The following is a 22,475-nucleotide window of genomic DNA, read 5'->3' as shown; positions in this document are numbered from 1 at the left end:
GGTTGGCGTAGCGACACGAAGTGCGCGAAGACTGGGGGTCATGCTCTTATCGCCCAGAATGCGAGGTCGAGGCCGGGGAAGTCGCCCGCGATGTGCATCGCGATGCCGCCCGACTGCTCCAGCTGGCGCCACAGGTCGCTGTTGCGTGTTTCGAGCTCGAAGTAGTTGGCACCCGTGTGGAACGGAATCTGGCGCGGCGCGACCGGCATCGGCGTGAGCGTGACGCCCGGCAGCGCCAGGTTCACAAGGTCGCGTATCCGCTCCACCGGGCCGATCTTGACCTGCGTGGGAAAGCGCGCGCGCAGGGCCTCGCTGGGCATGTTCGCGTTCACCGCGAGCACGAAGGTCGCCTTGCGCTGCAGTTCCACGTCCGTCACCATCGCCACGCGCACGCCGTGCTTGCGGTCGTGCAGTTCGATACGGATGGCCGACTGCTCCAGCACCATCGACAGGCTGCGGCGCAGGTCGTCCATGACCGGGCGAAAGCTCAGCGCAAGGTCGTCGTGGATGTACGGGCCGAAGCGCGCCACGCGTCGCGAGTCGCGAAAGCTCGACAGGTCGCCGGCCAGCGCCAACGCCTGCGCGAAGAAGCGCTCCGGGTGCAACATCGCGCTCTTTGCCAGGTGCGCGAACACGGCTTCGTTGCGGTTCACGGCCTGCAGCAGCATGAAGTCGGCGATCTCGGCCACGCCGCCGGTGCCGCCCTGCGTCATGCGCCCGGCCAGCGCCTCGCCGCGCTGGCGCAGCAGGCCCAGCAGTTCATCAAGCCAGGCGCGGATGACCGCGTGGCCCGCCACGTCGAGCAGCGGCGGCAGCATGCCTCGCTCCAGCTGCACCTGGTTGTCGACGCGGCGCTCGACCACGCGCACCACGCCCAGCGTGGTCCAGGCGTCGGTGGCTTCGCCGGCGCGCATCAGGCGCGTGTGGAGCTGGCCGAGCTGCAGCATCGCGGTGCGCTCGCCGGCGGTGTTGGAGTCGGGCACCTCCGACTCGAGCACGCGGTGGCGCACCAGCTCTTCGTAGTCCTCCGCATCGGCCTCGCGCGCGCCGGCGCGGCGCAGCGGCAGCGCAAGCACCACGGCCTCGTCGCGCATGGAAGGGGGAATGTCGATGGGCTCGGGCAGCGGATCGACCGCCGGCATGTCGAACACCGTGCCGTCACCGAAGATGCCGACCGCGCGCACCAGCGCGAGCTTGCCCAGCGTGAGCGCGGCGGTGTCGATCTCGAGCTCGGCAAAGCCCCAGGCGTACGGGGTGGTCGAGCGCAACAGCACATGCCGCGCATGGTCGCCATGACGCTCGCTTTGCTGCAGGTGCTGAGGCTGCAGCAGCATCCCCTCGCTCCAGACCACTTTGGTTCGCCAACTCATCCGCACTCCGTCAACGGCAAGGGTGCCTGAAAAGAAACACGAAGTTTCCGGCGCGGGGGGCGGGAGGCAAATCCGCCTAAAGGTCTAGGCGGGGGGGTTTGGAGGTACGGCGAAGGGAATAGGAAACGCTCAGCGCTCGGCGCCCGACGAAGCCTGCAAGGTCTCGACCTGCTGCGCATAGACCTTCTCGATGCGCTGCAGCCGCTGCTCGCGCGCCGCGTCGTTGACCCACGACGCGGCCATGGCGCGCTGCTTGCCGAGCTGGTGCTCCAGCCGCGCTTCCGGCAGCAGGGCGCTGTCGTCGGCCGCCACGTAGCCGTAGGCCGCGCGCAGGTTCTTCAGCACCTCGCGCTCGGCGTCGCCGCGCGCGCCCTTGGCCTTGCCGTACCCGGTCAGGAAGTTCTGCAGCTTCGCCTGAAACTCGGGCGGGTAGTTGCGCCGCACCACCATCGGCGCGCCGGGCGGCGGCTCCGACTGCCAGATCACCTGCAGCCGCTCGGCCTCCACCGGGAACTGCTGGCGGAAGCGCTCCAGGTCGGTGGTGTTGTTGGTGGCCACGTCGGCGTCGCCGTTGGCCACGGCCAGCGCGGTGGCCTGGTGCGTGCCGACGAACTCGCTGCGAAAACGCGTCTCCATCTCGATGTGGTTCGGCAAGAAGAGCTGGCTCTGCGGCACGATGAAGCCGGTGACCGAGCGGCTGTCGCCGCGCGCGAGCCGCCATTTCTCGGGCTGCGCGAGCATGCCTTCGAGCGAGTTCAGCGGGCCCGCCTTGCGCGCCAGCAGCACGGCGCGGTGCTCGGGCACGCTGGGGTGCCGCGCAATCTGCGCCACCACCTTCATGCGCCGCTGCATCACGGCGTCGAGCGCCATCTTGGCCGACAGGAAGGCCATGTCGATCTCGTCGCGGCCGATGGCGCGGTCGAGCTCCTCGTACGACGGCACCGAATAGGCGTTCACCGGAATGCCCAGGGCGCGGCTCATGTCGGCCATGAGCGGCGTCCACAGCGCGCGCGACTCGACGGTGCCGCCCAGTGGCAGCACGCCGAAGCGGATCAGCCGGGTGGAGGCCGGGGCGGGCTTGCCAGGGGTGTCGCTCTTCTCGGGCTTCTGGGCCGCGCCCTGCGCCATGGCAGGCGACATGACGGCCCACCACAGGGCCGCAAGCACCAGCAGCCCCGCGCAACGGCGCCATGCGGGCTTCGTCAAGGCGACACGTCCTGCAGCACGCCAACCTGCTGCGCATACCCGCTGTCGATGCGCTGCAGGCGCGCCTCCCGCGCGGCGTCGTTCACCCATTGCGCGGTCATGGCGTTCTGCCGGGCCAGCTGGTAGGCCAGCTTGGCCGCGGGCTGCAGCGAGCTGTTGTCGGCCGCCACGAAGCCGGCCAGGTCGTGCAGCGACTTGAGCACCACGCGCTCGGCGTCGCCGCGCGGGCCCTTGGCGCGGCCGTAGCCGGTCAGGAAGGCCTGCAGGCGCTGGCGCAGCTCGGGCGGGTACTCGCGCCGCACCACGATCTGCGCATGCGGAATCAGCTCCGACTCCCACAGCACCTGCAGCCGCTCGGCCTCGGCCGGAAAGCGCAGCTTGAAGCGCTCGAAGTCGGCGGTGTTGTTGGTGGCCACGTCGGCCTCGTTGTTGGCCACGGCCAGCGCGGTGGCCTGGTGGGTGCCGACGATCTCGCTCTGGAAGCGCGTCTCCATCGCGATGTGGTTCGGCAGAAAGAGCTGCAGCTGCGGCACGATGAAGCCCGACACCGACTGCTTCTCGCCGCGCGCCAGCCGCCAGCGCTCGGGCTGCGCCAGCAGGGCCTGGAGCGAGTTCAGCGGCGGCGTCTTGCGCGCCAGCAGCAGCGCGCGGTAGCCGGGCAGGCCGTCGTGGCGCACCACCTGCGCCACCACTTTCATGCGGCGCTGGGTCACGGCGTCGAGCGCCATCTTTCCCGACAGGAAGGCCATGTCGACCTCGTCGCGCTGGATGGCCTGCTCCAGCGCCTCGTACGAGTTGACCGACAGCACGCTCACCGGGCGGCGGATGGCGCGGCTGAGCTCGGCCAGCAGCGGGTCCCAGTCGCTGCGCGACTCGAACGCGCCGCCGAGCGGGAGGATGCCGAAGCGCACGGCGGTGTCGGCGGCACCCGCCTGCGCGCCGGCCCACAGCGGAACAGCCAGCCACAGCGCCAGCGCGAGCACGGCCTTGCGCGAGGTGCGCAGGGCACGGAAGGCATCGGTGAAGCGGCGCGCGAAAGGCTGCATTTTTGAACCGGAAGACAGAAAAGCCCGGCGGCTGCCGGGACCGGGCAAAGTCAATGCGGGTGCAATTAGATAACAAATGCAAACTTCTTCGGTGATGTTTTCATGTCTTCCCTGTGACGGTGAACCCCCCTAAGCTCGGCACCCATGCCTGCACTGCCCTCATGAACTGGAACTTCCGCGTCCTGCGCGGCCTGGCCCGCCTCACCTTCGCGCAGCAGCTGATCCTGCTGGCGCTGGTGCCGGCCACGCTGGCCACGCTGGCGGCCATTGCCGTGCTGACGCGCCAGCACCTGGGCAACCTCACCGAACTGATGCGCGCCAACGCGCAGACGGTGGCGATGCAGGTGGCCACGGTGGCGCAGGCCCCGCTGGCGCGCATGGACCGCCGCGCGCTGCAGCGCACCGCCCAGTCGGGCACCTACCAGCCGCATGTGCAGCAGGTGCAGATCTGGACGGAAGACGGCGAGATCGTGGCCAACTCCGAAACGGTGGACCGCGCGCGCGGCGAGGGCCTGCAGGTGGTGGTGCCCATCGTGAGCGAAGACGGCCTGCACAACGGCAAGGTGATGGTCGAGATGAGCCTGGCCGCCGTGCAGGGCGCGCGGCGCTCGGTCTGGCTCAACGTGGGGCTGGTGCTGGCGATCAGCCTGGTGGGGGTGGGCCTGGCGGGCTGGTGGGCGGCGCGGCGCATCAGCGAGCCCATTCGCGCGCTGGGCGAGGCGGTCGACCGCCTGGGCGCGGGCGAAGACGCCAGCGTGGCCATCGAGGGCACGTCCGAGGTGCGCCACCTGCAGCACGGCTTCAACCAGGCCGCACGCGCGCTCGCGGAAAGCCGCGGCCTGCTGCAAAGCCGCATCAACGAGGCCACGGCCGAGCTGGCGCGCAAGAACGCGCAGCTCGAAGTGGCCAGCCAGGCCAAGACCCGCCTGCTGGCGGCCGCCAGCCACGACCTGCGCCAGCCGCTGCATGCGCTCACGCTGTTCTCCGACGGCCTGGCCAACGGCGAGACCGACCCGGTGAAGCTGCAGCGCATCGGCCACATCCGCGAGTGCGTCGATTCGCTCGACCGGCTGTTCTCCGAGCTGCTCAACCTGTCACAGCTCGACGCCGGCGTGCTGCAGCCGCAGTGGACCGACTTTCCGCTGGACCGGCTGTTCGACGAGATCAGCCGCAACTTCCGCCCGGTGGCCGAGCAGCAGGGCCTGCGGCTGGTGGTACGCAAGACCGACGTGTGGGTGCGCTGCGACTACGTGATGCTCTCGCGCATCCTGAACAACCTGGTGTCGAACTCGCTGCGCCACACCATCGACGGCGGCGTGCTGATCGGCGCGCGGCGCCGCGGCAAGGGCGTGCGCATCGACGTGGCCGACACCGGGGTGGGCATTGCCAGGCAGCACCAGGCGCGGGTGTTCGAAGAGTTCTACCAGGTGGAGCCCACCGGCCGCCAGGCGGCGCGCGGGGCGCGCGGCATGGGCCTGGGCCTGGCCACGGTGCAGCGGCTGGCGCAACTGCTGAACACGCGCGTGGAACTCAGCTCGACCCTGCAAAAGGGCACCTGCGTGCGGGTGCTGGTGCGCGCGGCCCAGGCGGCGCTGCCTGCGCCGGGCGCCTCGCCGGCGGCGGCCGCCATGGTGGAGGAAGAAAGCCTGGCGAACGTGCGCATCCTCATCATCGACGACGAGCGCACCATCCTCGAAGGCCTGAGCGTGGTGCTGGCCAACTGGGGCGCCGAGGTGCTGGCCGCGCAGACCCGCGCCGAGGCGCTGGCGCTGGCCGATGCCTGGGCGCAGCCGCCCGAGGTGGTCATCAGCGACCTGCTGCTGCAGGGCGGCGACAGCGGGCTGGACGTGATTGCGGCCCTGGAGCGCCATCCGCGCGGCATCGGCGCCGACACCGCGCGCCTGCTGGTGACGGGCGAGACCAAGCCCGACCGGCTGCGCGAAGTGGCGAGCGCGGGCATCACGGTGCTCTACAAGCCGGTGTCGCCGCGCGTGCTGCGCCAGGCCATCCAGGCGCAGCGCGCGGCGGCCGCGCAGAGTGCAGACCTGCCTGCCGGTGTGAAGGTAGGGGCGTAGGTAGTCCGTCGGACATAGGCCGTGCGGCTGCCGCGCTGTGAAATTCATCACGCGGGCAGGCCCTCGCGGGGCCTGACATAAGCCCTCTGCCTTATCGCGCGATGCGGGGCCCGTCCGTACATTGGACCATCGCCCCTTGCTGCGAAAGCAGTCCATGCCCGTCGCCTTGAACCCTGTCCTGTCGCCCTTTGCCGCAAGGCCGAGCCGCGCCGTGCACACGGTGCTGGCCGCACTGGCCGTGAGCGCGGCCTGCCTGGGCACCTGCGCCTCGGCCAGCAGCCTCACGGTGCTGATGGGCGACGACGCCGCGGCGTCTTCCGAGTTCGTGCAGCAGCTGCGCGCGGACCACGGACCGGACGGCAAGTTCGACCTGGTGCGGCTGTCCCCCGGCGGCGCCGAGCCGCAGCCTGCAACGGAAACCGCGGGCTCCGATACCGAACGCGCAGCCAACGCCGGCGTGCGCACGCGCAGCCTGCGCGCCGCCGCCGACGCGCCCCTCACCATGGCGGTGGGCCCCGCCGCCGCCCGCGCCGCCGTCGAACGGCCGGGCCAGGAACCGCTGGTGCTGGCGATGCTGAGCCGGCTCGACTACGAAACCCTCAAGGCCAGCAGCCCGGCCCTGCGGCGCGGCGACCGCCGCGTGGGCGTGCTGCTGCGCGACCCGGCCATGGCCGACCAGCTCGCGCTGATCAACGCGGTGCTGCCGCAGAAGCACCGCATCGGCGTGGTGGCCACGCCCGAGTCGGAGCCGCTGGTGCGCGAGCTGCAGCGCGCCGCGCAGGGCGCGAACCCGGCCTGGGACGTGCGCGTGGAGTACGCGCCGGACGCGAAGTCGCTGGCCAGCGCCTTGCGCCAGGTGGTGCCGCAAAGCGATGCGCTGATGGTGCTGCCCGACCTGATCGGCGACAACCAGGCGGCCACGCTGTCGGTACTGCGCGCGGGCGCGGGCGCGGGCCTGCCGGTGTTCGGCGCGAGCGAGGGAATGGTGCGCTCGGGCGGACTCGCCGCGGCGGTCTCCACGCCGTCGCAGCTCGCCCAGCAGGCGCGGCTGCTGGGCCAGAAAGTGGCGAGCGCGGCCGGCAGCAGCAGCAACAACAACGCGCCGTTGGTGGAAGCGGCGACGCCCGCCACCGTGCGCGTCAATGCCACCGTGGCACGCGGACTCGGCCTGCGCCTGCCGGAGGAACGGGAACTGACCGAGCGGCTTGCGGCCCCGCGATGAGCACCCCCCCGCTCACCGAAGGCCCGGTGCCCGCAGGGACCGCCGGCGCCCACACGCTGGTGGTGCGCGGCAACCTGCAGCACGACCTGTTCCGCCTGGGCGTGGTGCCGTGCGCCGCGGTGGCGCTGGCGCTCACCGGCTGGTTCACGCACAACCGCCTGCAGACCCTCGAAGCCGCGTTCGACGCCGAAGGCCAGGCCGTGGCGCGCCAGGTGGCGGCCATGTCCGACCTGAGCCTCTATGCGGGCGACCTGCCGGCGCTGCAGAACGTGGCCAACGCCGCGCTGCGCGGCGGGCAGGTGATGCGGGTGGAAATCAGCAACAGCGCCGGCGTGTACGTCACGGCCGGGCCCAGGACCACGTCGCTCGCACAGCTGCGCATGTTCACCTCGCCGGTCACGCTGCGCGAGGCTTCGCGCGCCAGCGCCTTCGCGCCCGCGGGCTCCACCGCGGCGGGTGACGCGCCCATCGGCCTGGTGCAGACTTTTCGCGACACCACGGCCTACACGCGCGAGCGCAGCCGCTCGCTGTTCGCGGGCATCGGCATCGCACTGGTCGCGCTGTTGGCGGCATGGGCTTCGGTGCGCCACATGGCGCGCACGGTGGCGCGGCCGCTGCGGCGCGTGTCGCGCACCGTGGCGGCGCTGGAGTCGGGCCACTTCGAGGTGCGCTGCGGTGTGGTGGAAGGCGGCACGCCCGGCACGCACGAGGTCGCGACGCTCGCGCACGACATCGACCGCCTGGCCGAGCGCCTGCAAAGCAACCGCCGGATCAGCGAGGAGCGCGTGCGCGAGGCCACCGCCGTCGCGCTGCAACGCATGGCCGAGGCAGAGCAGGCCGCGCTGTCGCGCGCACGCTTCCTGGCCGCCGCCAGCCACGACCTGCGCCAGCCGCTGCATGCCATGGGCCTGTTCATCGACGGCCTGCTGCCGGGCGCCTCGCCCGCGCAGCGCCCGGCCGTGCTGCGCCTGCAGGAGAGCACCGAGTTCATGGGCGTGCTGCTGGACGACCTGCTCGAGATCTCGCGGCTCGACGCGCAGGTGCTCACGCCCTCGATCGCCAAGGTGTCGCTGGCCGCGCTGTTCGACCAGCTCGACGCGCAGCACGCCGCCACCGCCGCGGAAGCCCGCGTGCGGCTGCGCTGGAGCGACCGCGGCCTGGCCGTGCGCACCGACGCGGCCATGCTGCAGCGCATCGTCGGCAACCTGGTGGCCAATGCGCTGCGCCACGCACCCGAAGGCGGCACGGTGCTGGTGGCCGCGCGGCGCGCCGCCGCGCGCCCCCCGGAGCGTCCGCAGGACGAAGTGCGCATCGAGGTGCGCGACAACGGCGTGGGCATCGCGCCCATCCACCAGGGCCGCATCTTCGAAGAGTTCTACCAGGTGGCCAACACCGAGCGCGACCGGCGCCGCGGCTTCGGGCTGGGGCTGGCCATCTGCGCGCGCATCGCCGCGCTGCTGGGCACGCGCATCACCGTGCGCTCGGCGCTGCAGGCCGGCAGCACCTTCGCCTTCACGCTGCCCGCGGCGCGCGCCGCCGACGTGGCGCCGCCCGAACCGCCGTCGCTGGCGTCGGCGCCGCTGGCGGGCCTGCGCTGCCTGGTGGTGGACGACGACCCCGCCATCCTCGACGGCAGCCGCACGCTGCTGGCGCAATGGGGCTGCCAGGTCGAATGCGTGACCACCGGCGCGGAAGCCATCGCACGCCTGGGCACCGCCGACATGCCCTACGACGCGGTGCTGTGCGACCTGCAGCTGGCCGGCGAAGGCGACGGTGTCGACGTGATCGACGCTGCCAAGCGCCTGCAGCCCGACGCGCTCGCCGTGCTGGTGTCGGGCGCCACCGGGCCCGAGGTGCTGCAGCGCCTGCGCCACGGCGGCGTGATGCTGTTGACCAAGCCGGTGGCACCGGCCAAGCTGCGCGCACTGCTCACCACGCGGCGGCACGCGCACGTGGCCTGAGCGGCACCCTCACCGATTGCGGGACACCACACGATGCTCGACCCTGCCGCCCTGAAAGACATCCGCCCCTTCGTTGCCACGCCCAGCTACACCGGCACCGTCACCAGCGACTACGTGCGCAGCCTGCTCGGGCTGGTCAACCTCGCGTGGCGACACGGCTTTGCGATGCAGACGCGCTTTCTGGACGGCGACAGCCTGATCCCGCGCGCGCGCAACCGGCTGGTGGCGGAGTTCATGGCCGACGAGCGCTGGACGCACCTGTTCTGGATCGACGCCGACATCGGTTTCGAGCCGGAGGCCGCGCTGCGCCTGCTGCTGGCAAACCGCGCGGTGGTGGCCGGCGTGTATCCGCACAAGAGTGACGGCTGGCCGCGCGAGGGACTCGCGCAGCCGCTGCCCGCGGGCAGCACGCGCGAAGACTTCGAGGCCCGCCACGCCGTGTTCCCCGTGAACCTGGCAGGCCCCGGTGCGGCACAGGCGGCCCGGCGTGTGGATGCCGACGGCTTTGCCGAAGTGCTGGACGCGCCCACCGGCTTCATGCTGATCGAACGCGGCGTGTTCACCCGGCTCGCGCAGGCCATGCCCGAACTGCGCTACACGCCGGACCACATGGACGACGCGGCCGCTGCCTCGCGGGCGCACCACCGCTTCTTCGACGTCTGGGCCGAACCCGGCAACGGCCGCTACCTGAGCGAAGACTTCGCCTTCTGCCGGCGCTGGCAGTCGATCGGCGGGCAGGTGTTCGTCGACACGCGCTCGCGCCTCACGCACACCGGCACGCGCACCTACCGCGGCGACTTTGCGCGCTCGCTGGCGGCGGCCGCAGGGCCGGCCTGAAGCAGCGCCGCCAGGTCTTGCGGCAGGCTCGCCATGTCGTAGCCGCGCTCGCCAGCCACGGCGGCGAGCCGCAGCGCCGGGCCTTCCTCGGCCAGGTAGTCGTAGCCCCCGGCCTGGAAACGGCCTTGCGGGTCGAGGCGGCGGTACAGGTCTCGCCGCGCGAGGCGGTCTTCGCGCCGGATCATCTTCAGGTGGTAGAGCCGGTAGTAGCTGCGGTACATCACGCCGTGGCGCGCCACCGCGTCGGGGTACCACGGCCCGTGCAGCGCGGGCGCCTGCTCGAAGCCGATCTGCTGCGGAAGACGGAACAGGCAGGCGCGCGACTTGCGCCCCCACGGGCCGTCGACCCGGAAGCGGTCCGGCGCGTCCCAGAGCTCGCGCATCGCGAGCGACAGGCAGGACAGCTGCGCCTCGGACAGCGAATCGACGATGGCGTGCAGGTTGTCGAGAAAGAGCGTCTCGTAGCGCTCGTCCGCATCGCACGCCAGCACCCAGCCGGCGCCGTGCGCGCGGGCGCATTCGAGCAGGCGGCGGCGGTTCTCGGGCTCGTTCCACACGTGCGGTTCACCCGGCATTGCGGCGCGCGGGTTCGACAGCAGTTCGAGCAGCTTCGGCTCGCGTTGCGCGATGTGCGCGGTGCCGTCGGTCGAGCCGTCGTCCAGCAGCACGAAACCGTCGACGTGCGCGCGCAGGTGCCCAAGGCATCCCTCGAGCAGCCGCGCCTCGTTGTGCAGTTGCATCACGCACACGATGCGCGGGCGCGCGGTCAGGCGCTCGCGCGGCACGGCGCTGCAACGCGGGCAATGGAAAGGGGGCGCGGGCTCGTGGTGGACCATGCGCGCGCAGATCTCGCACTGCAGGCGCGAGCCCATCGCGAACACCGGCGCGGGGCGCAGCCAACCCGGCTCCGCTTGCGGCGCGAAGTCGGGCGGATGGTGCGGTTGGTGCGGGTGATGCGGCGCCGGCGTGTCCTTGCGGGCAATGCGCGCGAAGTCGCGGCCCCAGTCGCCCGTGGCGTCCCCATTGGCACGCGCGGCCTGCGGCGTGCACCGCGCCCAGTCGTTGTCCAGGTCGAACAGCTCGCCGCCGTCGCGCGCGTCGAACGACAGGTGCAGCAGCTTCAGTTCCGCGCAGGCCTTCAGCTGCCACCCCGCCATTTCCAGGCGCACGCGAAAGTTGTCGTCGTCGCCGCCCCATTCGGCCAACGACTCGTCGTAGCCGCCGACCGCATCGAAGGCCTCGCGCGCGCAGCACAGCGAACCGTAGAAGGTGCGCAGGTACAGCGCATCGGGCACCGCGTGTGCAAACAGGGTGCGCAACGGCGCGGCCATGTCCTGGCCCGCTCCCTGCGCTTCTTGCAGCGCACCGAAGCGCGCAAAGCCCACGCGGCCTATTGCCACGCCGCGCTCGCCGGCCATGGCCGCATGCAGCGCGATGGCCGGCGCGTCGCCCACGTAGGCCGACTCGGGCGAATGGACGAACACGAAGCGGCCCGCGCTGTGCCGCACGCCCACGTTGATCGCACAGCTGGGCGGGCGCCACGGGTGCGGCCGGTCGTTGACCACCAGCGTCCAGCACACCGCGGGAAAGCGCGCGAGCACGCGCTGCAGGCCGCTCTCTTCGGCGTTGTCGTCCAGCGCAACGACCACCTCGATGCCGGCGCGCGACCAGCTCGGCGCATTGAGCGCCACGACGCGCTCGAACTCCGCCAGCTTGCGATAGAACGGCATCACGACGCTCAGCCACGGCCTCGCGCCGCCGCCCGCCGTCATGCCGCGCCCCGCTGCAAACGGCCACTGCCGGCGCTCCTGCCGGGAGAGAATGCCCCACGGACCTGTGTCATCACGCCATCATGAACGGTTGCTTCATCAATCTGCAAGACAGCACCGCGCGCCGCGCCACCATGGAGTCGCAGTTGCGCACGCTCGGCCTGACGGGCATCGCCCGCTTCGAGGCGATCGACACGCGCGGCCTGCCCGCTTCGGCGGCCCTGCCCGACGCGGGAGTGAGCCCGGGCGAACACGCCTGCTTCGCCTCGCACGTCCGGGCCGTCGAAAGCGCGCCGGCGGGGCGCTTCTTTCTGGTGCTCGAGGACGACGCGCTGCTGAGCCGCGCGCTGCCGTCCCTGCTGGGCCAGGAAGAGGCGCTGGCGCAGCTCGAAGGCTTCGACCTGGTGTTCCTCGAATGCCTGCCCAGCATTGCCGCACCCGGGCTGCTGGCGCTCTGGCAGGCCCTGCGCAAGCACGGTCCCCACGATGCGGCGGCGCCGCGCGACGCCATCGGCGGCATCGAGGTGCTGGACGCGCGGGGCCTCTACAACTGGGGCGCGGTGGCCTACCTGGTGACGCCGAAGGGCCTGCGCACGCTGCCCGCGCTGCTGCGCGAAGCACTGGCCGCGGGCCCGGCCCTGGCCTTCGACATGACGCTCAACGCGCTGGTGCACGGCGAGCGCATCCGCGCGGCGGTGTTGGCGCCGTTCCTGGCCACGCCTGCGCTCGAAAGCCATGCGCAAAGCACCATCGGCGACCGGCCGCGCGCCGCGGAGAACGACGCGCTGGGCGGCGCGCTGCGGCGCCTGTTCTTCGCCGGCCCGATCGACGGGCTCGAGGCCCACGTGGCCGCCTACCGCCATGCGCCGCTGACGCCAGACCCGCAACTGCGGCTGCTGGCCGACCTGATGGCGCAGTTGTTCGTCATCGCGGCGCGGCCGGAGGCGTGAGCCCGCCGGCTCAGAAGTCCGAGCAGCCGTTGCGCCGCTCGGTGTTGACGCAGCTCAGCAGGTTGGGCCGGGAACGCACGCGCGACCACTCGCGCGCCAGCACGTCGCCGGCTTGCGAGGCGCGGTCGCCGTCCAGCGGACCTGTCGCCAGGCAGATCGGCGCCTGGCCAATGTTGCGGTCGTAGAGGTAGGTCGAAGGCATCTCGCGCACCACGTCCACCGAGGGCAGCTCGGGACGCTGGAACAGCGGCACGGCAGGGCCCGCATCCACGCGCAGGTCGCCCGGCACCACCTTCACCGCATAGCCTGCGGCCGAAGCGAAGGCGCCGTCGATCGGGTAGTTGCCCGGCGGGCTGCCGATGTTGGCGCTGGTGCCCGGCGCGCCGCTGAAGCTGGACGCGCTGTCGCCCAATATCAGCCCGCTCACGCTGTACGTGAAGCTCGGGTTCGGCGTGCCCTGGGGCCGCGCGGCGTTGTCGATGGTCACGGTGGCGGTCGGTTGCTGCGCGTAGATGAAGTGGTTGCCCCCCGCCGGCACCGTCACCGTGCACAGGCCCAGGTAGGCGCAGTGGTACAGGTTGGGCAGCGTGCCGGTGCCGGCGAGGCCGCCGCGCGTCTCGCCCACCCAGGTGTCGGCCCAGATGCGCCACGCGCCGCCGCCGATGGCGAAGCTGCCCGGGTTCTGGAAGCGCGCCGCCGCCACCAGGTCGGTGCCCGTGCCGGCCACCACCGCCGTGCCCAGCGTGAGGTCGTCCGCCAGCGTGCGCACGAACACCGTGCCGGCCGCCATCGACGCCACGCCGCTGGGCGCGGCCTGGTTGGTGGCCGCGTCGAAGCCGGTGACGCTCAAGGCGCCGAGGGTGACCGCGTTGGCGTCCACGTAGCCGAAGCCGCCCGCGGCGCCGCCTGCCACGGTGGCCACGTCGTTCGCCGGGTTGCGCAGGTCGACATCGCCCTTGAGCGAGCGCGCGAGCAGGCGGTTGGCGGTGATGGCGCCCGCCGCCGATTGCGCAATGTTGCCGGCCGACAGCAGCCCCACCTGCGACGCATTGATCGCGCCGTTGACCGCGATGTTGCCGCCCCCATCGTTCTGCAGCGTCAACGCCCCCGGCGTGGACAGCGCCCCGGCCACGGTGATGTCCGCCGCATGCGTGTTGCTGCCCGCCACGATGGTGGGCGCGCCGAGCCGGGCGAACTCGGCGCCCGACACCGAGAAGCCGCCCGTGCCCGCGCCGCCGAGGACGATGGGCGTGGCGGTGGCGTCGGACACCGCGAAGTTGCCGTCCATGCCGCCCGGGCGCAGGTCGATGACACCGGCCGCGCTCACCGGCGCACCGATCACGATGGCGTCGGTACTGCCGTCGTTCACTGCCCGCAGCACCACGTTGCCGCTGCCCTGCACCACCGGCTGCGCGCCCGGCGCGGTGGGCGAACCGCCGGCCTCGATGGCGACGCCCGTGCCGCCGTTCTGCGAACGGCCGGTGATCTCGATGCCGCCGCCACCGGTGGTGACGAGCTGCGCGCCGTTCTCCAGCCGCACGCCGCTGTCGCCGCCCACGGCGGGCGCGGTGGCGTCGTTGTTGAAGTTGTAGCCGCGCAGCGCAATGTTGCCGCTGCCGGTCGTGATGGTGCTGCCGCCGTTCACCAGCACGCCGTGCGAGCCGGCAAAGGTTGACGAGGGCTGGCGCCGCGCCACGCCCTGCACCGTCACGTTGCCGCTGGTCGTCGACAGTGCCGAGCGCGCGCGCCCGCCGGTGATGACCACGCCGCTGTTCCAGTCCGCCGAGCTGCCGCGGATGTCGATGGCGCCGGTGGAACTCGCGATCTGCACGCCCGCCAGCGTGACGTTGCCGCCCGCGATCTGCACCGCCCCGCCCGCGCCGGCGTCGCTCTGGCCCACGCGCGTGTCGATCTGCGAATCGAACAGCGTGACGTAGCCCGTGGGCGCGCCCGCCTGACCGCTGAAAAGGGTGACGGCGCCACCGCCGGTCTGCACCTGCGCGCCGTTCATGCCGATCTGCCCGCTGGTCGGCGTGCCGTCGCCGCGCGCGGTCATCGTGACGCTGCCCCCGCGCGTGTCGATGCTGCCGTTGTACGTGATGCTGCCGGTGGACGCAGAAGGCGTGCCGTCGGGGTTGACGCCCGCGTTGAACACCACGCTGAGCGGCCCGCCCGCGCCCGACGAGCGGATCGTCGTGCCCACGCCGTTGGCCTGGATGCTGTTGCCCGCGTCGAGCTCGAAGCTCAGCGGGCCGGCGGCCGCGGTGTAGTCGATGAGCACGTCGTTGGCCAGCGTGATGCTGCCCGCGCCGGCGCCGCCGGTGCCTGTGGTGATCTTCACGCTCGAGCCGCCGTTGAGCGCGGCGTTGATGTCGCCGTCCTGGATGGTCGAGTTCGCCAGCGCGTCGAAGGGGTTGGTCGGCAGCGTGCCGCCACCTGTGCCGTTCACGATGGCCACCGCGAAGGGATCCACGAGCCAGGTGCCGGCGGTGCCCGCCGGCGCACCCGCGTCGACGCGGATGCCGGTCAGGTCCAGGTTGCCGCCCGAGGTCTCGACAAAGCCGCCGTTGCCGCCCGCCGCACCGCCACGCGCCGACAGCGTGCCGTGCGCGCGCAGGCTGTTGTCCGCCAGCAGGCGGATGCTGCCGCCGTTGCCGGTGGCGGAAGCACTGTCCGCCAGCACGGACAGCCCCGGCGCCACCGCCAGCATGCCGCCCGTGCTGTCGCTCGTGCGCGTCGATGCCACGAAGCGCACGTCGCCGCCGGCGCCCACGCCGCGCGCATCGGCGAGCGTGCCGGTTGCATCGGCAAGCCCGCCTGCGTAGATGTTGCGGCCGGTGACGGTGATGGCGCCACCCGCCACCTTGTCGCTCGCCGTGCTCAGCAAGGCGTCGGCCTGCGTGCCGCGCTGCAGCAGCACGTCGCCGGTGCCGCCGTTCACCGCGATCTGCCCGCCTTCCGCGCGCAGGCCCTGGCCGGCGCCGCTCGCGCGGATCCACACGGCCGCAGGCGTGAGGCCTTCGTCGATGCCGCCCGGCTGGGGCAGCGGATCGCCGTTGAAGTCGAACACCACGCCGGCGCTGCCGGTGGTGCCGACGATGTCGATGCGCCGTCCCTGCCCCGCCGCGATGCTCGAATCGCCCACGGTCACGCCGTGCGAGGCATCGATGGTGGACGAGGCCGACAGCTTGCGGAACGCGTCGTTGGCCAGCAGCGCGCCCAGGTCGGCGCCCTGGCCCTCGATGCGCACGTTGCCGCCGGTGGCGATGTCGGTGCCGCTCACCGCGACGCCGACCGGCGCGGCGCGCGACGACCAGCGTGCGACCTCGTCGGCATCGGTCCATCCGCGGGTGGCGCCGCGCACGGTCACGTCCGCGCTGGCCGATGCGATGCGGCTGCGCGCTCCCGGGATGCCGTCGTTGAACGACTGGGCGATGGCCACGCCCGTGCCGCCCAGCCCGCCGACGCCGTCGATCGTGATGCCGCCGCTGCCGCTGAGCACCTCGGTGCCCGCAAGCAACACGCCGGTGCTGCCGGAATAGGTCGAGCTGGACACCACGGTCCCGCCCTGCCCGCGCATGCTGATGGTGCCGCCCAGCGTGCAGCTGGTGGCGCCTGCTTCGCAGGTCGAGATGCGCCCGCCCGTCACCTGCACGCCTGCGCTCTCGAACTGCACGCCGCTGTAGGTGTCGTCGGTGTAGCCGATGGCGCGCCCGTTCTGCGCATCGCTCTGGCCGTAGAAGCGCACGTTGCCGCCGCGGGTCTCGATGGTCGCGTCGGTCAGCACGATCGGTGCGATGTGCAGGCCGGACAGGCTCGCAATCGGCATGTCTCCGGCCGGCAGCGGCGCACCGAACGCGTCGGCGTTGAAATCGACATTCAGGGCGCCGGCGTTCGACCGGATCGCCGAGCGCTCGGACATGGCGATGCCGGTGGCCGAATCGACGCGCAGCGAGGCGTTGCCGCCCTCGTTCTTCACCACCTGGGCCGCCGTGTCGAACACCACGCCCAGCGCTTCCTGGCCGCCTTCGGCGTTGCGCGCGTTGCTGCTGAGCACCACGTCGGTCGAACGGCCGAGCGCGCCGCCGACGGCCGTGTCGCTGACCTGGCTGGTGGCCGCGCCGCCTGCGCTCGGGTAGGCGCCCGCGTCGTACGCCGGCGCTGCGGGCGTGACGAGGATCTGCTTTTCGGATTGCAAGGTCCACTGCCCGTTGGCGCCGCCGTTGGTGCCGCCTGCCGCGGACACCGAGAGGTCGCTGCCGACCTCGACCGCATTCGCACTGGTGAGGATGGTCCCGCCCTTGCCGCTGCCCGAGCCCTGTGCCGACAACTCGCCCGACAGGTGCAGGCCCAGCACGGTGGCCGGTGGCACCTCGTTGCCCACGCCCGGCAGCGCCGCGTAGTTGGCGGCTTCGATGCGGATCTCGCCGCCCGCGGCATTGCCGGCGCTGCCGTCGGCGCGCAGCGTGGCGCTCGGCGCCACCGACAGGCCTGTGAGGGCCGCGAGCTGCACCGTCCCGCCGCCGGCCTCGCCGCTGGCGTCGAGCGTGGCGTTTTCCACGCGCACGTTGCCCGCGCTCACCGCGATGCGGCCGCCTGCCACGGCACCGGTGGACATGGCTTCCAGCGTGCCGCCGACGCGCACTTCGTTGTCGCTGCCTGCGCTCAGCACGATCTCGCCGTTCTTCATGCCCAGCGAATTGGCGCGCACGGTGCCGCTCTGGTTCACCACCAGGTCGCCCACCGTGGTCGACTGCCCCACCAGCACCACGCGCCCGCCGTTGGCCTGCAGCGTGCCGCTGTTGGCCACCGCGGCCTTGGTGGCCATCGAGTCCGCCAGGATGTGGAGGCTGGTGAGGCCGTCGCCCCCGATGTCCAGCGTGATCTTGCGCCCCGAGGCCAGCGCCACGGTCTGGCCGTCGGCGGTGATGGTGCCGGTGGCTTCGTTGCTCACGCCCGCGCCCATCAGCACCACCGGTCCGCCGCTCGCCGTGATGTCGCCAAGGTTGCGCACCGTGGTGGTGTCGGCGTTGGCGCGCTCGAAGGCCAGGCTGGTCTTGCCCTCGAGGAAGTTCGCGTCGCTCGTGGTCATTGCCAGCGTCGAGGCCAGCAGGCCGCCCACGTTGACGCTCGCCCCCTGGCTGAACAGCACGCCATTCGGGTTGATGAGGAACACGCGGCCGTTGGCGGTGAGCTGGCCCGCGATGGTCGAGAGGTCGTTGCCGGTCACGCGGTTCAGCAGGATGCTCGACGGGCCCAGGGCCTGCTGGATGTTGACCGCGTCCTTCGCGCCGATGGAAAAGCTGTTCCAGTCGATGATCGCCCGCAGCGAGCCCTGCGTGATGCCGAGCGCCTGGCCGCCGCGCGGCGAGGCAGTGGTGACGGAGTTGACCGTCACCATGCCCTGCGTGGCGAACATGCCCGGCTGGTAGCTCGGCAGGATGGCCTGCGCCAGCGCGGGTGCCATGCCCATGCAGGCCAGCGAGAAGGCCAGCGGGCGCAGCGTCAGGCACAGCGGGTGGTGCGGCGGCTGGTGCAGCGGATGGCGGGATGAGCGTGTGCGTGGCTTCATGGTCAGAACGCCTTTTGAAGCTGGACGTACAGCCGCGGGCCGCGGCTGCCGCCATCGGTCTGCGCCCGCGGCGTGCCGTCGCGCCATGCCAGGGTCGCATTGATCGAGAAATTGCCGGGGCGCGACCAGCTCATGCCGATGCCGTAGCCGCGCAGGCTGCGGGAGTTCTCGCCGTCCGACGGCGAGGGGCGGCGCGCCAGCTTGCCGCGCGCCGCGTCGTAGAAGACGAAGGGCGTGAGCTCTTCGTTCACCGACCAGCGCCATTCGACGGTGCCGATCAGGCCCTGGTCGGCCAGCAGTTCGCCCGAGGGGTAGGCGCGCACCGCGCGCGCGCCGCCAAGCGCGAGCTTCTCCGACGCGTCGAGGTTCTTGCTGGCCCACTGGCCGCCGACGGACAGGTACAGCGAATGCTGCGGCACGATGGCCTGCAGGCGCGACAACTGAAAGCTCAGCTTGCTGAAGCCGCCCTCGGTGTGGCGCCCGCCGAAGGCCTGGTCGTCCGCCAGGCTCTGCGGGTCGCGGATGGACAGCGAGCCGTGGTACAGCGTGCCCGAGCTCGCCCAGTAGCCGCCGCCGAGCACGTCGTCGCGCCGCTCCCAGGTCCAGCCCAGGCCGAGGCCGCGCACGCGCTTCTTCGAGTTGAAGTCGAACGTGCGGATCTCGTCGTTCAGGTCCTTGCTGTCGGCGCTCAGGCGCAGGAAGAGGTTCTGCTGGCGTTGCCGGATCAGCGGGTAGTTGAGCGACACATCGAACACGTTGGCGCGGCCCTGCGCCTCCAGGTCGGCGAACTGCCCGCCCAGCTCGTAGCTGACGCGCGCCAGGCCCACGCCGGCGCGCAGCCCGCTGGTGCCGATGGGCGCCTCGTAGGACACGCGGCCGAACTGCAGCGCGTTGTTGTTGGAGACCATCACGCGCGCGTCGAGGTTGTCGCCGATGCCGAACGGGCTGAGCCAGCGCGCGGTGCCGCCCAGGCGGTAGCGGCCCGACTCCTTGGTGCCGTGGTTGTCGGCCTCGCCGGTGAAGGCCCAGCGCGGTGCGGCGGCCACCTCGACCGACAGGTCGGTGGTGCCGGTTTGCCCGCCTTCCTGCAGGCCTGACGACACCTTGACACCGGGCTGGTCGGACAGCAGCAGCATGGCGCGCTCGTAGGCCGGAGCGTTTACGGCCTCGCCGGGTTGCAGCGGTGCAAGAAAGCCGCGCACGCGCGCCTCGCTGATCGGCGCATCGGGCGCGACCACGACATCGACCTTGCCCAGCCGGCCTTCGATGACGCTGATCTCGACGATGCCGTCGCGCACGGTCTGCACGGGCAGCACGGCCTGCGCGAGAAAGTAGCCGCGCTCCTTGTAGCGCGCGGTGATGGCCTTGGCCAGCGCTTCGAGATCGCCGAGCGTGACGTCGCGGCCGATGTAGGGGGCGGTGATGGACTGCAGCTCTTCGTTGCTCAGCGCCTTCACGCCGTTGAGCCGCAGGTCGTTGAGCGTGAACGAGGTGCCTGCGGGGCGCGGCGGTGCGGGCAGGCTCTGCGGCGCCACGGCACCGGTGGCCTGCGCGAGCGGCCGGCCGCAGGTGCCGCACGGGTCTTGCGTGGTCAGCAGTTCGGTCGTGTCGCCCGCGTGCGTGCGCTGGGCGGCGACCAGCAGCGTGGCGCCCACCAGAACGGTGACTGCGAGGGCGATCGGCGTGGACCGTTGGCTGAAGCGCATGTCGGTGACCATGGCAGTTCTTCTTTTTCGGGGGGCGGGCAACATGTGGTCAGCTCCCCACGGTGAGGCGCCAGTTGCCGATCAGGTTGAACGGCGCCCAGAAGAAGGGGTGTGACATCTTGGGGTCCTTCAACACGGCGAGTTGCCCGGCCTGCATGGCCTTCTGGATGTCGCGGCCCTTGGCCAGCTCGCCATAGAGCGTGCTCATCAGCACCGCCGTTGCGTCGTCCGACACCGGCCACAGCGACGCGATCAGGCTGGAGCTGCCGGCCGAGAGGAACGAGCGCGTGAAACCCAGCACCTCGTCGCCCTGCGCGATGCGCCCCAGGCCCGACTCGCAGGCCGACAGCGTCACCAGCGCGGTGCCGTCCATCGGCAGGCCGAGGATCTCGTGGGCTTCGAGGAAGTTCTGCTTGCCGCCCTCGTTGGCCAGCAGGATGCGCGAGTACAGCGGATCGACCGCGTCGGCCTCCGCATGCGCCGCCACGTGCATCAGCGGCGAGCGCGCGGCCACGTCGCGGAACTGGGTCTTGGTGGCGGCCGCGCCCATGTACACCGTGTTGCGCGGGAACAGCTGCGCGAGCTGCTTCACCTCGGTCTCGGCGCCGGGCAGGTCGTACTTGTCCTCGATGCGCGGATTGCCGAAAGCCACCAGCGCGGCGTTCACGCGCGGCGTGCGCTGCGCCAGCTGCACCGCGATGCTGATCGACGGCGCCACGGCCACCGGGTGCGTCTCGATGATGTAGCGGCCGTCCAGCCGCAGCGCCTGGAACGGCAGGTAGTGCAGCGGGCCGTGCGGCACTACGATCAGCCGCTGCCCCGGCACCAGGCCGAGCGGGCCGAGCAGCGCGGCGCCCAGCTTGTCGGCGTTGGCGATGGCCGTGCGGCGCCCGCGCACGATGGAGTTGCGGAAGGTCTCGACCAGCTCGGTGAGGTCGTCGCGCTTCACCGCCACCGTCTTCTCGGCGATGCCGTCCGGGCTCACGATCCACACCACCAGGCGGTCGGGCAGCGCGTGGAACTGCACCACGCGCTCGTCGGGCGCCAGCGTGCGCTGCAGCGCGGCAAGGTCGATGGTGGTGGCGGCCTGCTCGCTGATCTTCGCGCGGCCGCGCACCGCGTCGAGCAGCGCGCGCGAACGGCTGTGCTCGCTCACCTCGAAGGCCTGGCGCGCATCGCCCGCGTCGCTGTAGATGGCCACGCCGCGCTCGAACACCGACTGCAGGTCGGAGAACAGGCCCATCTTGAATTCTTCGCTGCGGAACTTGGCACGCACCTTGTCGACGTCGCCCAGCGCACGGCCCACGGCCTCGGCAGCGGCCTGCTTCTGGCCCAGTGCGAGTTCGCTGCGCGCCACGCCGTCCCAGGCCCAGAGGCGGTAGTACTCGGTGTCGGCGCCGACCTGGCGCGCGGTGAGCGCGCGGTACATGTCGCGCGCCTCGCCCGGCTTGTCCTCGGCCAGCAGCAGGCGTGCGCGGGTGCGGTCGAGCAAGGCGGTGAGGGGGGCATCCTTGGGCTGCGCCATGGTGCCGAGCACCTGCCGTGCGCGCACCGGATCGCCCGACTCGATCAACGCGTTGACCAGCGAGGCCTGCACCAGCGGTGCGTAGCGCGCCGAGCTGTTGGCCAGCGCCTCGTCGTAGCTGAGCACGGCGCCCGCGAAATCGCCGCGGCGCGTGCGCACGTCGCCGATCACCTTCTGCACCGGGCCGACCACCAGCTTCGGGTCGCGGGCCGGGTGGCGCAGCGCTTCGCGCGCGAACTCCTCGGCCTTCTCGAGCTGGCCGGAGTAGCTGTAGACGATGGCCAGGTCCCGGTTGGCCATGGCCAGCAGGTTGGGGTCGTTGGTGGCGCCGGCCAGGTGCAGCGCCTTGCTGGCGGCACGCACGCTCTGGCGAAACTCGCCGGCCTCGGCCAGTGCGACCGCCTGGCTGCAGTACTGGTAGCCCGAGAGCTTGACCGCGTCCTCGCCGTACAGCACGGCGCCCTGGCTGGTCAGTGCCAGCAGGTTGTCGGTGTCGTCGAGCCGGGCCTGCTCCATGCGGTTGCCTGCGGCCTCGGCGTTCGACACGGCCTGCGCCGAAGGCTGCTGCTGCGCCCAGGCCCACGGGCCGAAGCCCATGGCCAGCAGGAACGCAAGACCCAGTTCGCCAGCGACACGCGCACGGCGAAGCGCCGGGCGCGCACATCCCCATCTCGAAAACCAAACCATTGGACCCCCGCACATGGCCCATGTGTGCCCGCCGGAGGCGGGCCGCCGGCGTCGCAGAAGTGCGCGCCGTTCAGGCCTCGTGGGGAAAGTCTAGGAGGGGGTTCCTGCGGCGGCTATTCGCAAGAAGGTCTAGCGCAAAAGGACTACGACCCGGATCGGAGAGTTGACTTGTCAATGTCCAATACGTCACACATTGCGCGTTGAATTCGCAGGGACAGGCCGATTCCTGGGCGGGGTGACCATTGTTAGCAGTGTGAGTGGATGGGTTCTCGCAAACTGCGCGGCTTCTTCTCCTGTCACGGAAGACGCCGATGCCCCGCACGCTCACTGTTCGCGCCAGCGCGATCCCTCTTTTTCTTGAACAGCCTGCGCTGGAGCCCGTTCGCTTGTCAGGGCGCGAGGGCTTGAACTCATTGTTCGATTACGAGCTATTGCTCAAGACCCCTGATGCGCTGAACCTCGGCGCCAGTGGCGCGATGGATTTCGATCTCGATGGATTCATCGGCCGCGAGATCTGCTGTTCGGTCCAGCTCGATGGTGCGGGCCAGT

13 protein-coding genes are annotated in these 22,475 nt (G+C 71.6%); 6 read left to right on the top strand and 7 right to left on the bottom strand.

Annotated features, from left to right (window positions below):
- Nucleotides 1-38: 38 nt before the first annotated feature.
- The 3 genes from tssK to phnD (ACSFBM_RS33165) all read right to left on the bottom strand — a co-directional run bounded on the left by tssK (nucleotide 39) and on the right by phnD (ACSFBM_RS33165) (nucleotide 3,622).
- On the bottom strand, nucleotides 39-1,370 hold the full coding sequence (tssK, locus tag ACSFBM_RS33175; RefSeq protein WP_435488190.1) for a type VI secretion system baseplate subunit TssK: 1,332 nt from the start codon (nucleotides 1,368-1,370) through the stop codon (nucleotides 39-41).
- Nucleotides 1,371-1,499: 129 nt separating this feature from the next.
- Complete coding sequence (gene phnD, locus ACSFBM_RS33170; RefSeq protein WP_435488189.1) at nucleotides 1,500-2,576, bottom strand: phosphate/phosphite/phosphonate ABC transporter substrate-binding protein; 1,077 nt, start codon at nucleotides 2,574-2,576, stop codon at nucleotides 1,500-1,502.
- Nucleotides 2,573-3,622 carry a phosphate/phosphite/phosphonate ABC transporter substrate-binding protein gene (gene phnD / locus ACSFBM_RS33165; RefSeq protein ID WP_435488188.1) on the bottom strand — a complete coding sequence of 350 codons (1,050 nt, stop codon included), beginning with the start codon at nucleotides 3,620-3,622 and terminating at the stop codon, nucleotides 2,573-2,575. Before phnD (ACSFBM_RS33165) ends, phnD (ACSFBM_RS33170) begins: the two co-directional genes overlap by 4 nt.
- A gap of 161 nt (nucleotides 3,623-3,783) precedes the next feature.
- Between phnD (ACSFBM_RS33165) and ACSFBM_RS33160 the strand changes: the two genes are divergently transcribed.
- From ACSFBM_RS33160 to ACSFBM_RS33145, 4 genes are all read left to right on the top strand, one after another.
- Nucleotides 3,784-5,697, top strand: a complete 1,914-nt coding sequence (locus ACSFBM_RS33160) for an ATP-binding response regulator (RefSeq protein WP_435488187.1) — start codon at nucleotides 3,784-3,786, stop codon at nucleotides 5,695-5,697.
- A 154-nt stretch (nucleotides 5,698-5,851) separates the two neighbouring features.
- Nucleotides 5,852-6,919, top strand: a complete 1,068-nt coding sequence (locus ACSFBM_RS33155) for an ABC transporter substrate binding protein (RefSeq protein WP_435488186.1) — start codon at nucleotides 5,852-5,854, stop codon at nucleotides 6,917-6,919.
- The gene (locus tag ACSFBM_RS33150; RefSeq protein WP_435488185.1) at nucleotides 6,916-8,880 is read left to right on the top strand and encodes a hybrid sensor histidine kinase/response regulator; all 1,965 of its coding nucleotides are present in this window, start codon (nucleotides 6,916-6,918) and stop codon (nucleotides 8,878-8,880) included. The genes ACSFBM_RS33155 and ACSFBM_RS33150 overlap by 4 nt, the downstream gene beginning before the upstream one ends.
- A 33-nt stretch (nucleotides 8,881-8,913) precedes the next feature.
- On the top strand, nucleotides 8,914-9,717 hold the full coding sequence (locus ACSFBM_RS33145; protein ID WP_435488184.1) for a hypothetical protein: 804 nt from the start codon (nucleotides 8,914-8,916) through the stop codon (nucleotides 9,715-9,717).
- Here the strand turns inward: ACSFBM_RS33145 and ACSFBM_RS33140 are convergent.
- Nucleotides 9,666-11,489 carry a glycosyltransferase family 2 protein gene (locus ACSFBM_RS33140; RefSeq protein WP_435488183.1) on the bottom strand — a complete coding sequence of 608 codons (1,824 nt, stop codon included), beginning with the start codon at nucleotides 11,487-11,489 and terminating at the stop codon, nucleotides 9,666-9,668. The genes ACSFBM_RS33145 and ACSFBM_RS33140 overlap by 52 nt on opposite strands.
- An 80-nt stretch (nucleotides 11,490-11,569) precedes the next feature.
- On the opposite strand from ACSFBM_RS33140, the gene ACSFBM_RS33135 reads away from it, so the two are divergent.
- Complete coding sequence (locus ACSFBM_RS33135; RefSeq protein WP_435488182.1) at nucleotides 11,570-12,436, top strand: glycosyltransferase family 25 protein; 867 nt, start codon at nucleotides 11,570-11,572, stop codon at nucleotides 12,434-12,436.
- 10 nt (nucleotides 12,437-12,446) lie between these two features.
- Here the strand turns inward: ACSFBM_RS33135 and ACSFBM_RS33130 are convergent, their stop codons facing one another.
- The 3 genes from ACSFBM_RS33130 to ACSFBM_RS33120 are packed head-to-tail and all read right to left on the bottom strand — an operon-like array spanning nucleotide 12,447 to nucleotide 21,836.
- Entirely contained in the window at nucleotides 12,447-18,008 is a 5,562-nt protein-coding gene (locus ACSFBM_RS33130; RefSeq protein WP_435488181.1) for a two-partner secretion domain-containing protein, read from the bottom strand.
- A 2-nt stretch (nucleotides 18,009-18,010) separates the two neighbouring features.
- A complete protein-coding gene (locus tag ACSFBM_RS33125; protein ID WP_435488180.1) occupies nucleotides 18,011-19,726 on the bottom strand; it encodes a ShlB/FhaC/HecB family hemolysin secretion/activation protein in 1,716 nt (571 codons plus the stop codon).
- A 37-nt stretch (nucleotides 19,727-19,763) separates the two neighbouring features.
- Nucleotides 19,764-21,836 (bottom strand): CHAT domain-containing protein, encoded by a 2,073-nt coding sequence (locus tag ACSFBM_RS33120; protein ID WP_435488179.1) that lies wholly within the window; start codon nucleotides 21,834-21,836, stop codon nucleotides 19,764-19,766.
- Between the two features lie 401 nt (nucleotides 21,837-22,237).
- Between ACSFBM_RS33120 and ACSFBM_RS33115 the strand changes: the two genes are divergently transcribed.
- Nucleotides 22,238-22,475: hypothetical protein (locus ACSFBM_RS33115; RefSeq protein ID WP_435488178.1), on the top strand; the 238-nt coding region annotated here is incomplete at its 3' end.

Origin of the sequence: Variovorax pasteuri (assembly GCF_051216435.1) — a bacterium.
Taxonomy (GTDB): Bacteria; Pseudomonadota; Gammaproteobacteria; order Burkholderiales; family Burkholderiaceae_C; genus Variovorax.
Note: the sequence above shows the minus strand (reverse complement) of the source record. Positions and strands in the feature narration are given on the sequence as shown.